This window comes from Devosia sp. (genome assembly GCF_036563435.1).
In the GTDB taxonomy this organism is placed as follows: domain Bacteria; phylum Pseudomonadota; class Alphaproteobacteria; order Rhizobiales; family Devosiaceae; genus Devosia.
Genome location: NZ_DATCMJ010000011.1, coordinates 1 through 11,240 on the forward strand (window position 1 = coordinate 1; position 11,240 = coordinate 11,240).

The window sequence follows — 11,240 nt, forward strand, 5'->3', positions numbered from 1 at the left end:
GCCTTTATGCTGGTCGCGGCTGGGCTGATCTTTGTCGCGGTGAGCTGGCCGACAACACTGCGCCGATAGGGAGCGGCATGGCGACGCGGCGTCTACTTGACGCCTCTTCCCATCAGGAGCGGACTGTCTGCTTCCTACCCCATTGGCACCGTCGCCTCTACCTAAGCGGACCCACCGCTTTCGGGTAGTCGAAATGGCAGTCCGAACGACCGAAATGGAGCGCAACATCGCCGAACGCCCAAGTGTGCTTACGGCAACCTTCCTTCGAGCATGACGGCAGGAGGAAAACTAGCTTTCCGAGTGATGCCAACATCAGCACTGTACATTGGCTTCCCCATCTGAGAGGATTGTGCAAACAACCGGGAGCTTGGTGATAACGCCGGTGGACGAGGCGGTGCTTAGATGGTGTCGAGGCGATCAGGGGATCGCTCAACACGTCAAGGAAAACACCATGAACACTGTTATGATCACTGGCAGCTCGTCCGGCTATGGGCTCGAAACCGCCCGCTTCTTCCTAGCACAGGGGTGGAACGTCATCGCCACGATGCGCAAGCCGAACCAGGAGGTTCTGCCTGCTTCCGAACGACTTCGCATCATTGCTCTGGATGTCACGAACGAAGAGAGCATCGCCGCAGCGCTCGAGGCGAGCGGACCGATCGATGTGCTGGTCAACAATGCAGGCATCGGCGTCGTCGGAGCATTCGAGGCAACCCCAATGAGCCATGTCCGGAAGGTATTCGAAACGAACACGTTCGGGGTGATGGCCATGACCCAGGCTGTGCTGCCGATGTTCCGTGCGCAGAACTCGGGTGTGGTGGTGAATGTTACTTCCAGCGTGACCTTGGCGCCCATGCCTCTTGCTGCAGCCTACACCGCCAGCAAACAGGCCATTGAAGGCTTCACTGGCTCCCTGGCGCACGAGCTCTCCGAGTTCAACATCCGAGCCAAGCTGGTCGAGCCCGGCTATGCGCCGACTACTCGCTTCTCGCAGAATTCGGGCATCAACATCGACGATCTTATCCCGGAAGCTTACCAAGCCTTTGCCCAGCCGATCTTTGCAGCTTTCGCGACGCCGGCGCTCACCACCAAGGAGAGCGACGTCGCAGAAGCAGTGTGGGCCGCAGCAAATGACACGTCGGGCCAATTGCGCTTCCCCGCCGGACCAGATGCTGTGGCACTCGCCCGGGCGAGCTAGATCGTCATGGCGAGAAGTTGGGCGCCTTGCAAGCACCCGAGTGTATCGCCTCAGCCTTGCACAATGCTATCGATGCCTGGTCCGCGTGAGTGCATGAGTGCGTCACGCGGCACTAGACGGAGAGTGGTCGTATGGAAAAGCAGATCGCCGAGCTTCGCGACCTGATTGATCGTCATGCCAGACCTGACACGGGAACTCCGATCCCAGGTATTCTGCTGGCGCGGCAGGACGAGTCTGCGGACGAACACACCATGTCCGGGACTGTGATGGCTCTGGTGGCACAGGGCACCAAGCAACTGGCCCTCGGCGACCGACTATACGAATATCGTCCCGGCCAATTCCTTGTCGCCTCGGTGGATCTGCCGGTAACCGGCAGGTTCATCGACGCAAGTCCGGGCTATCCCGCTCTTGGCTTCGGCTTCGTCTTGGAGCCCATTTCTGTTGCAGAATTGCTGCTTCAAGCTGGATCTAACGGCATGCGGCAAAGCAGTGCCGGTGCGCCATCGGCAATGCTGGTGAGCGACGCCCCAGCAGCTTTGCTGGATGCTGTCTTGCGCCTGGTTCGCTTGCTTGACTCACCTGAGGACATCGCCGTCCTCGCGCCACTCATCAAGCGAGAGATCCTATGGCGGCTCATGGCAGGAGAACAAGGCAGCGCCGTGCGCCAGTTGGGGCTAGCCGATAGTCATCTCAGTCACATCTCAAGAGCCGTTCGTTGGATCCGCCAACACTATGCCACCCCATTCCGCGTGGAGGATGTCGCCGGGTTCGTGGGGATGAGCGTTTCAGCCTTCTATCGCAACTTCCAGGCTGTCACGGCCATGAGCCCGATCCAGTTCCAGAAACAGCTTCGGCTGCAAGAGGCTCGATTGCTGCTGGCGGCGCATGCGAACGACATCACGGGCGTGGGGTTCAAGGTTGGCTATGACAGTGCGTCACAGTTCAGCCGCGAGTACCGGCGGTACTTCGGCATGCCGCCCAGCCAGGATGCTCAGAGGCTGCGATTGGGACTGACACCAGGCATTGCTTGACACTGCCCCTTAGTGGCTTCTCGGCAGCTTTCAGGAACTCGCAACAGCTGCTCCAACGTCCAGTTTGGGGCGCCATTCTGCCTGGCTGGTGTCGACCCCATTATGGTCATTCGCCTAAACAATGTCGTTTGCCGCAAGCGGACGTTTGTAGTCATGCGCGGCGCAACACCCGCACGAGTTCTGTCAGTCAACATCAAGGACCATCTGAGTAGGCCGCTCCTGACCGTCAGTTTCACCTATGCAGTTCAGCAGGTGTCGTCGGCAGAGTGAGGCTTAGCAGGGTTGACGGAAGGGCAGTTTAGCGGCTTGGCGGTAATGTAGGGCCTGCAGCAGAGGTGCCTTCCGGGCTACTGTCGTAGACTGTGTGAAGCCCCTCGGTCTCCACAATAACACGAGCCGGTTGACCTGCTGTGAAGTCCTGTTTCGCTGACGCAATGGCGGAAGCCTCCGCAACAAGTGCGTTAGGGAATCGCCCTGTTCTCTGGCCATCGACGATGATCCACCACCGACCTTCGCGCTGAACAACAAGATATGCTCGCACCATGGAAACGCTCCTCAATAGGGAGACGCTTCTGTTTCTGGTTCCCAAGGAGCCGCAGTTTAAGTGCTTCCGAAGTCCTGAACCTTCTGCGGCATCAACTCGGCTGTGAACTCCACAGGAAACCATATCCTTTGGTTCCTATCACCCAGCAACTCCGTACGTTGCACCGCATTGCATAACAGAGCGCAGGAGCAGTCATGAGTGAGCTTTGGACCTTTCTGCTGATTGCCGGCGGTGCAGCACTTGCTTCGCTCATAGGCGGTGTCGCCTCGCTTCTGGTCAGACCGACAAGCCTCTTGTTATCTATCGCGGTTGGATTTGCAGGCGGGGTATTGCTCGGTGCAGTCAGCTTCGAAATGGTCCCAAAGGCGCTTGAGCTTGCCGGGCTGCTCACGTCCTTGATTGCCATTGCGGTAGGCGTTCTTCTGGTCTGGTGTTTCGACCTCTTCGTGAACCGTGGATTGACCGCGGGTGAACAAGCCTCGCAACGAAGATGGGTCAGACGATTTCATCAGCGGCGCAAGCCACACGGCAACAAAGTAACTGTCATAGCAGGCGCAACAAGTGCGGAAGAACTGATCGAGGGCATCGTCATTGGTGCTTCGTCAGCTATCGGAGGGGGCACAGGTCTTGTGGTCGGCGTTGCCATCGCTCTCGACAACATCTCCGAAGCCCTAAGCATTGGGGAGCTGGTGTTCGACACAGACAAGGAGAAATCAAAGAGAGCGCAACGCTGGGAGATCATCAAGTGGACAGGCTTGATCGGCATATCTTTGTTCGTGTCAGCGCTCGGTGGCTACTTCCTGCTCAGCAATCTGCCGGAGTTCTGGCAGGGGACGCTCACAGCAGTCGGAGCTGGCGCCATGTTCTATCTGGCAACTACCGGCTTGGTGCCGGAGGCGGAAAGCCACCAGTTCGAGAAATCTGCCGGTCTTGCAGCCGCTTTAGGTTTTCTCTCCATGATCGTGCTGACGCAGTTTACTTAAAAACCGGCTGGGGTGACCAAGCAGACATTCCAAAACATTTCGGCTGGTGATCACACGCACTATAGGTGCTTGGCAATCAGGTATTGAGACAGCCTTAGAAATGCCGAAAGTCTGACGCCGCTCGAGAAAGTGACTGGCTTCGATTGCGGGAACCGCCACCAGGAACATCTCCTGTGCTGTGGGCGATTTGCATTGTCCGATACGCTGAACGCAAGTTAGGTCCAGGAACTCTCCCCATTTGGTAACCATTCCGGCCCATCAGCGGGGAGGGTGCCGCGATCGATAGTGTGAGGCCACTTATCACCATGTCGGCATGCTTCTTGCTTGGTACAGCCGCGCACTCACCGTGTCCTGCCGCTCTTGATGGATCTACTCAGCATTGGAAAAGCTCGTGTCCGCGTTCGATGAGATGCTCTTGGGCGACGGCGACGTCCGGCAGCCCTACAAGCCGGTCAAGGCCTGGCTCGATCAGCAGACACCTGCTGCACTGGACAAGAAGGCGCGCGACGCCGAGGGGGTATTCCGCCGGACCGGTATCACCTTCGCGGTCTATGGTGAGAAGGAGGCCGCCGAACGGCTGATCCCGTTCGACATCGTGCCGCGCATCATCACCGGCCGTGAGTGGCGTTACCTGTCGGAGGGCATAGAGCAGCGTGTCGTGGCGATAAATGCTTTCCTGGGCGACATCTATCATCGACAGGAAATCGTCCGCGCCGGGCGCATACCCAAGCAGTTGATCGCTCAGAACGCTGCGTTTCTGCCTGAAATGATTGGCTTCCGACCACCTAGCAACGTTTACACACATGTGGTCGGGGTCGATCTGGTTCGCACTGCGGAAAACCAGTTCTATGTGCTTGAGGACAATGCCCGTACGCCATCGGGTGTGTCCTACATGCTGGAAAATCGCGAGACCATGCTGCAGCTCTTTCCCGAGCTGTTCCAGCAGGTCAAAGTGCTCCCGGTGGAGAACTATCCGCAATTGCTGCGCCAGTCCTTGTCAGCGGTTGCGCCGCTCGATCGTGAGCAAGAAAGACCCACCGTTGCGGTGCTGACGCCGGGCATCCACAACTCGGCCTATTTCGAGCATGCCTTTCTTGCCGACCAGATGGGGGTGGAGCTTGTTGAAGGCAGCGACCTCAAGGTGGTGGGCGGGCGCATTGCCATGCGCACCACCGAAGGCTATCGCCCCATCGACGTACTGTACCGCCGGGTTGACGATGCGTTTCTTGATCCCTTGACCTTTAGGTCTGACTCGACCCTGGGTGTGGCCGGTATAATGGACGTTTATCGCGCCGGGCGGATCACCATCGCCAACGCGCCGGGCACCGGCATTGCCGATGACAAGGCGATCTATTCCTATATGCCCGAGATCATCGAGTTCTATACGGGCCGCAGCGCCATGCTCGAGAATGTTCCGACCCATCGCTGCGGCGAGGCGGATAGCCTAAAATATGTGCTGGAGCACCTGGACGAGCTCGTGGTCAAGGAGGTCCATGGCTCGGGCGGCTATGGAATGCTGGTTGGGCCAGCCGCCTCGCGGCAGGAACTGGCGGATTTCAGCGATAAGCTTCGCGCGCGGCCTGGCAACTACATTGCGCAGCCGACCTTGGCGCTCTCCACCTCGCCGATTTTGACCAATGCAGGGCTGGCGCCACGGCATGTCGATCTGCGTCCATATGTTTTGGTGTCGGATCGCATTCGCACTGTACCGGGCGGGCTCACCCGCGTGGCCCTCACCGAAGGCTCACTGGTGGTCAATTCCAGCCAGGGTGGTGGCACCAAGGACACTTGGGTCCTCAACGACTGATGAGCTGGAAGGGACACTAAGCGATGCTTTTGGGACGAACCGCCAACGGCCTGTTCTGGATGCACCGATATATAGAGCGGGCCGAGAACATGGCCCGTCTGGTTGATGCCGGATTGCGGATAGCGCTGACCCGCACGTCCAACTCCTCCGAAGAATGGTCGTCGGTCGTCTTATCGGCAGCTGCCACAGAGGCCTTTCAGGCCAAATATGATCACTACACATCCGCGAATGTCGCGGACTTCCTCCTGCGGGACCAAGGCAACCCGTCCAGCGTCATCTCCTGCATCGAAGCCACGCGCTTCAATGCGCGCATGGTGCGGACGGCACTTACGCGTGACGCCTGGGAAGCGGTGAACGAAGCTTGGATGTCGCTGAAGAGCGCCTTGAGTGCTCCTGTCACAGACAGCGAGTTGCCGGCGTTGCTAGACCATATCAAGCGTGAGACCTGGTTGATCCGCGGGGCGTTTCACGGAACGATGTTGCGCAACGAGAACTTCAACTTCTCCCGGATCGGCAAGTTCATCGAACGGGCCGACAATACGTCACGTATCCTCGATGTGAAATACTACGTGCTGCTGCCAGCAGTGTCCTATGTCGGCGGAACAATGGACAACTATCAGTGGGAGTCGATCCTGCGCTCAGTATCGGCGCATCGCTCGTACCGATGGGTCTATGACGTTCAGTATAACCCGACACAGATTGCCGAATATCTCATTCTCAACGGGCGGATGCCCCGGTCGCTCCATTTTTCGTATCGAAACATCGTCGAGAACCTAGGGCATCTTGCCAATGATTACGAGATGCGCCATCCCTGCCATGACTTGGCTGCTCAGACACTCGGTTTCATTGAAAGCAAGCAGATCGAGACCGTTTTCGAGCTTGGGCTACACGAGTTCTTGACCGACTTCATTGCCCGCAATAACAGGCTTGGTGCTGATATAGCATCTGCCTACAACTTCGATTGACACGCCGTGCTCATCTCGATCGATCATAGGTCCACCTACCGCTACACCGAACCGGTTGCCCATGCGGTGCAACGGGTGAGGTTGCGACCGGTCGACTCCTCCGTGCAATCGGTCACAGACTGGAGGATTGATGTGGAGGGCACGGCGCTGGAGCTCTCGTACCGGGATGCTTTCGGTAACCAAACCGAGTTGCTCCACTCAAAGCCGCACACCTCCGAAATCGTCATCCGTGCAGTCGGGCATGTGGAAACTCGCGATACCGCAGGCATTTTCGGTGTCGGCACCGGCACGGCGCCACTCTGGACATACCAGCGTGTGACGCCACTGACCGAACCGGGAGAAGCGGTGCATGCGCTCGCAGATCCGCTTACCGGCGTTAGCCAAAGGCTGGAGCAGTTGCACCGACTGTCGGGGGAGATTACCGCCCGCGTGGCTTATATTCCCGACAGCACCGATGTTGCCACGCCCGCCGAGACGGCGCTGGCGAGCGGCAGCGGGGTCTGCCAGGACCACGCCCAGATCTTTATCTCGGCAGCGCGATTGCTGGGGGTCCCCGCTCGCTATGTTTCGGGCTACCTGCTGATGACAGACAGGGTCGAGCAGACCGCAACCCATGCCTGGGCCGAAGCCTTTGTCGAGGATTTGGGCTGGGTTGGCTTCGACGTCGCCAATGGGGTCGCACCGGACGAACGCTATGTTCGGATCGCCTGCGGTCTCGACTATGGGCAGGCGGCACCCATAACCGGGTTGCGTCGCGGGTCCTCCACCGAGACACTTGCCGTCACCCTTCATGTAGAGCAGTAAGGGCTGCTGACACAGTTTCTCGGGCTACATGATGACCTATTGCGTGGGTATGAAGACGGATCTTGGATTGATTTTCATGTCCGACACCCGCACCAATGCCGGTCTGGACAACATTTCCACCTTCTCCAAGATGCGCACCTGGGAAGTGCCGGGCGAGCGGGCGCTAGTGCTATTGTCCGCAGGAAACCTCGCCACCACTCAGGCCGTGCTCAGCATCCTCGACGAGCGCGACAAGGCGCCAGACGATCGACACGGGAGCTTGCTGCATGCGCCCTCGATGTTTCAGACGGCGCGCTTCATCGGCAATGTGGTCAAGGAGGTTATTCGGGAGGCGGCCTCCTCAGGCCAGAACACTGAGTGGTTTGCTGCGACCTTCATTCTGGGCGGTCAAATTGCGGGCGAAGAACCGCGCCTCTTCTACATCTATTCGGAAGGGAATTTTATCGAGTCCACCACGGACACGCCCTTCTTCCAGATCGGCGAGCACAAATATGGCAAGCCCATCCTGATCCGCGCCTATGATCGGACGATGAGCTTTGAAGAGGCGAGCACGCTGCTGCTCGTTTCCTTCGACTCCACGCTAAAGTCCAACCTGTCGGTGGGCCTGCCCCTTGATCTGCAAGCCTACCGGGCCGACAGCCTCCGACTTGACCCAAGTCGCCGCTTCTCGCGCGACGATCCGTATTATGCGGCCGTGTCGGAGGGCTGGGGAACGGCACTAAAGTCGGCTTTCCGCAGCCTGCCGCCGTTCAGGTGAGGCCCACTAAGTCCTCGCGATGCTGGGGAGCTAAACAGATTGCCCGTGCACGAGGGCGTGGATGAAGCTTAGTTTTGCCTGCACTGTTGGGCTTAGAACAAAGGGATAGGCATCGGCGTGGCCGATGGCGCGGTTGAGGTCGTTGAGCAGCAGTGACAGGGGAATCCAGTTCTGGACGACCGGGGTGAAGTCTGTTGTCCGATACGGGTCGAAGTGGATATCGATTTCCATTCCGGACGGGGTCTCGGCGCCCATTCGGGAGGCGAGCGCGGTATCCACGGCATCGACCATGTGCAGGTAATGGGCCCAGGTTTCGGCGAAATCCTCCCAGGGATGGGACGTGGCATAGGCGCTGATGAAGTGCTGCGGCCAGTCGGGGGGAGCGCCATTGGCATAATGGCGCTCGAGAGCTTGCCCATAGTCTTCGCGGTCATCGCCGAAAAGTTTGCGAAACGGCTCCAAGTACTCGCCGGTGTCTACAAGCGCGTCCCAGTAGTAGTGGCCGATTTCGTGGCGGAAATGGCCGAGCAGCGTGCGATAGGGTTCACCCATATTGGTGCGGCGACGCTCCCGCTCGGCGTCGTCCGCCTCCACAAGCGCAATGGTGATCACCCCATCGTCGTGGCCGGTCATCACCGAGCCGCCTTCGGTCGGCTCGTCGACAAGGAAGCGAAACCGCAGCGAGGAGACATCGCCCTGAGCGCCTTTGCCTAACGGCAGTTCAAGCTTGAGCAGGGAATAAAACAAGCGCTTCTTTGCCCGTTCCATCACTTGCCACAGTCTTACATTCTCCTCGTTGTTGAGCGGGGGCACGGTCTCGTTATGCGTGCAAGCGACGCAGAAGGCTCCAGGGCCTGCACTCTCTGGCACCAACCAGTTGCAGGCAGCGTGCGCACCGTTGGCACAATAAGCGTAGCGATCACCCTGTGTGCCTGCGTTCAGAAACGCGTCGCCATCGGAAACCAGTGCGATCAGCTGGTTGCCGCTAGGCAGGAATCCAACCCTGTAACCGCATTGCTCGCAGCGGACATTCTCGAAGTAGAGCGTGTTCCCGCAGTTCCCACAGGTGAAAAGCTTCATGTCGGGTTATCCTGGTAAGCCGCGGGCACGGTGTGCTCCTGCGGGATCAGGTAAACGATCGAAGCTCCTGAAGTTCCGGCCAACGCGCACAAGTTATACAGATACGATAACTTGGAACGCCACACAAAAGGCACCCGTTAGCGGGCCATGACAACCAAGATCCAAGACCGTCCGAAGTCCTTCCTGATCGTCGATGACGAGCCGCTAATAAGAATGGAGCTAGCGCAGATCGTCCACGATTGCGGCCTCGAAGCGCTTGAGGCCTGCGATACTGCCCAAGCACTGACCCTGCTTGATTCCCGAGGTGAAGAGATCGCAGGGTTGATCACCGACATCAACATGCCGGGGACCCGTAGCGGCATCGTGCTTGCCAAGCATGTCAATTATATCTGGCCCCATATCCGCATCATCGTTGTTTCGGGAGCCAAACGGCCGATCCCGGGGGATCTGCCAGAATGCACCGAGTTTTTGTCCAAGCCCTTCCCGCTGCCGCGACTGGTCGCGACCATCAAGTCACTTTCTGGCCACTGATCACCAGCAGACCAACATTGGAAGCAGTTTCATGCGCGACGATTCCCTCGATTTCCTGCGCCGCCTTGTTGCGACACCTGCTCCCAGCGGCAATGAGCACCGCATTGCCAAAAACTACCGGGATTATGTCGGAGATTTTGTCGAGACGGTCTCGACCGACGTCCACGGCAATGTAATGGCCGCCATAAACCCGTCAGCGCCGATGAAGGTCATGCTGGCAGGACACATGGATGAAATCGCTTTCATCGTGCACTTCATCGACGACCATGGCCTGCTTTATTTCAGCGCCATCGGCGGGCATGACAGCGTCATCCCGGTTGGCCAGACGGTTTGGGTACATGGGCCCAAGGGGCAGGTGCCAGGGGTGATTGGCCGCAAGGCGATCCACCTGATGGATCCCGACGAGCTCAAGAAAAAGCCCCAGCTCAAGGAGCTCTGGATCGACATTGGTGCGGCCACCAAGGCGGAAACTGAGGGTGTGGTCGATCCTGGCAGCTATGTCACTTATCAGCAGGACTTCCAGCAGCTCCTGGGCGGTCGGGCGGTCGGCCGGGGCTTTGATAACAAAGCAGGTCTCTTCATCGTCGCCGAGGCGCTTCGCCTGCTGGCGGAAGAGGGCGGGCTAGAACCATCCGTTGGTGTTTACGCTGTAGGAACGGTTCAGGAGGAAATCGGATCACGCGGTGCCAAGACCGCAGCCTTTGCCATCGAAGCGCAATGCGGCATCGCGATCGATATGGAGCACGCGATCGACTATCCGGGGGTGAACCCTGCCGAAAAGGGCCAGCTTCTTCTTGGAGCGGGCCCAACCGTCTCCTGCGGCCCCAACACTAATCCAGTGGTGTTCTCGCTGGTCAAGCGCGCCGCCGCGGAGGAGGGTATTCCCTACCAGGTGCAGGTTGCACCCTCTGCTACGCCGACCGATGCGGGAGCCCTCCAGCTCAACCGGGCTGGGATGGCCACGGGCTTGCTCGGCGTACCGCTGCGCTACATGCATACGCCCGGCGAGGTGCTGAGCCTGGCCGATGTGGAAAATTGCGCCCGTTTGGTTGCAGCCTTCTGCCGCAAGATCACGCCAAACACCGACTTCGTCCCGCGCTGACGCATATGCATTTCATCTCGCATGCCGGCTGAACCGCGATCTCTTCAGCGGCCACAATACTGTTCGATGTCGAAGCACAGGCAATCCTTGCTGTAAAAAGCGCAGGTTGGCTTAAGCGAGACTGCGTCAATCAAGCCTAGATCGTCTGCTCTAGCCCTTTTGCGCTCCAAAAGCGGCCCGTCCGGTACCCATCCCATAGGTGCCGGGCAGGAGACGACCCCATTCCCGGCCGTTGAGATCCGAACTCGATGTTCCTGTCAGCAGTCGTTTGCAGAGGCTAGTCGGTGAGCGCTCGCCGAACTTGGTTTGACGCTAGAGGTCGAAATAGGCGGTGCTAGCAAAGTTGAGGGGCTTACCCCTTGCTGTAGAGAGTGGTGACTTTCTGCACGCCAGCGATGCTGGTGTGTGTCACCCTCGCTCTTAGCCTCTGGGTGTCGCCTA

Annotated in this window: 10 protein-coding genes; 9 read left to right on the forward strand and 1 reads right to left on the reverse strand. The window is 58.8% G+C overall.

Annotated elements, in window-relative coordinates; translation table 11 throughout:
* The first annotated feature begins 451 nt into the window (after nucleotides 1-451).
* The 7 genes from VIL88_RS05925 (at nucleotide 452) to VIL88_RS05955 (ending at nucleotide 8,086) form a co-directional block, all read left to right on the forward strand.
* Nucleotides 452-1,195: an SDR family oxidoreductase gene (locus VIL88_RS05925; protein ID WP_331986933.1), complete on the forward strand. Its 744-nt coding sequence runs from the start codon at nucleotides 452-454 to the stop codon at nucleotides 1,193-1,195.
* 131 nt (nucleotides 1,196-1,326) lie between these two features.
* Nucleotides 1,327-2,226, forward strand: coding sequence for an AraC family transcriptional regulator (locus tag VIL88_RS05930; protein ID WP_331986935.1), 900 nt, complete (start codon nucleotides 1,327-1,329; stop codon nucleotides 2,224-2,226).
* A 738-nt stretch (nucleotides 2,227-2,964) separates the two neighbouring features.
* A complete protein-coding gene (locus tag VIL88_RS05935; RefSeq protein WP_331986937.1) occupies nucleotides 2,965-3,753 on the forward strand; it encodes a ZIP family metal transporter in 789 nt (262 codons plus the stop codon).
* 391 nt (nucleotides 3,754-4,144) lie between these two features.
* Nucleotides 4,145-5,560, forward strand: a complete 1,416-nt coding sequence (locus tag VIL88_RS05940; protein ID WP_331986939.1) for a circularly permuted type 2 ATP-grasp protein — start codon at nucleotides 4,145-4,147, stop codon at nucleotides 5,558-5,560.
* A 23-nt stretch (nucleotides 5,561-5,583) separates the two neighbouring features.
* Entirely contained in the window at nucleotides 5,584-6,525 is a 942-nt protein-coding gene (locus tag VIL88_RS05945; RefSeq protein WP_331986941.1) for an alpha-E domain-containing protein, read from the forward strand.
* 6 nt (nucleotides 6,526-6,531) lie between these two features.
* Entirely contained in the window at nucleotides 6,532-7,329 is a 798-nt protein-coding gene (locus VIL88_RS05950; RefSeq protein ID WP_331986943.1) for a transglutaminase family protein, read from the forward strand.
* Between the two features lie 31 nt (nucleotides 7,330-7,360).
* Complete coding sequence (locus VIL88_RS05955) at nucleotides 7,361-8,086, forward strand: peptidase (protein ID WP_331986945.1); 726 nt, start codon at nucleotides 7,361-7,363, stop codon at nucleotides 8,084-8,086.
* A 30-nt stretch (nucleotides 8,087-8,116) separates the two neighbouring features.
* Here the strand turns inward: VIL88_RS05955 and VIL88_RS05960 are convergent, their stop codons facing one another.
* On the reverse strand, nucleotides 8,117-9,166 hold the full coding sequence (locus tag VIL88_RS05960; RefSeq protein ID WP_331986947.1) for a putative zinc-binding peptidase: 1,050 nt from the start codon (nucleotides 9,164-9,166) through the stop codon (nucleotides 8,117-8,119).
* A gap of 147 nt (nucleotides 9,167-9,313) precedes the next feature.
* Here VIL88_RS05960 and VIL88_RS05965 point away from each other — a divergent pair, with 147 nt between their 5' ends.
* Together VIL88_RS05965 and VIL88_RS05970 are read left to right on the forward strand one after the other, a co-directional pair.
* The gene (locus VIL88_RS05965) at nucleotides 9,314-9,697 is read left to right on the forward strand and encodes a response regulator (RefSeq protein ID WP_331986949.1); all 384 of its coding nucleotides are present in this window, start codon (nucleotides 9,314-9,316) and stop codon (nucleotides 9,695-9,697) included.
* A gap of 31 nt (nucleotides 9,698-9,728) precedes the next feature.
* Nucleotides 9,729-10,799 carry a M42 family metallopeptidase gene (locus tag VIL88_RS05970; RefSeq protein WP_331986950.1) on the forward strand — a complete coding sequence of 357 codons (1,071 nt, stop codon included), beginning with the start codon at nucleotides 9,729-9,731 and terminating at the stop codon, nucleotides 10,797-10,799.
* The last annotated feature ends 441 nt before the right edge of the window (nucleotides 10,800-11,240 follow it).

What these genes read in the sequence shown, in the direction of transcription:
- VIL88_RS05925 (WP_331986933.1), top strand. Translation starts at nt 452, where the DNA reads ATGAACACTGTTATGATCACTGGCAGCTCGTCCGGCTATGGGCTCGAA.
- VIL88_RS05935 (WP_331986937.1), top strand. Translation starts at nt 2,965, where the DNA reads ATGAGTGAGCTTTGGACCTTTCTGCTGATTGCCGGCGGTGCAGCACTT.
- VIL88_RS05960 (WP_331986947.1), bottom strand. Translation starts at nt 9,166, where the DNA reads ATGAAGCTTTTCACCTGTGGGAACTGCGGGAACACGCTCTACTTCGAG.
- VIL88_RS05945 (WP_331986941.1), top strand. Translation starts at nt 5,584, where the DNA reads ATGCTTTTGGGACGAACCGCCAACGGCCTGTTCTGGATGCACCGATAT.
- VIL88_RS05970 (WP_331986950.1), top strand. Translation starts at nt 9,729, where the DNA reads ATGCGCGACGATTCCCTCGATTTCCTGCGCCGCCTTGTTGCGACACCT.
- VIL88_RS05965 (WP_331986949.1), top strand. Translation starts at nt 9,314, where the DNA reads ATGACAACCAAGATCCAAGACCGTCCGAAGTCCTTCCTGATCGTCGAT.
- VIL88_RS05955 (WP_331986945.1), top strand. Translation starts at nt 7,361, where the DNA reads ATGACCTATTGCGTGGGTATGAAGACGGATCTTGGATTGATTTTCATG.
- VIL88_RS05930 (WP_331986935.1), top strand. Translation starts at nt 1,327, where the DNA reads ATGGAAAAGCAGATCGCCGAGCTTCGCGACCTGATTGATCGTCATGCC.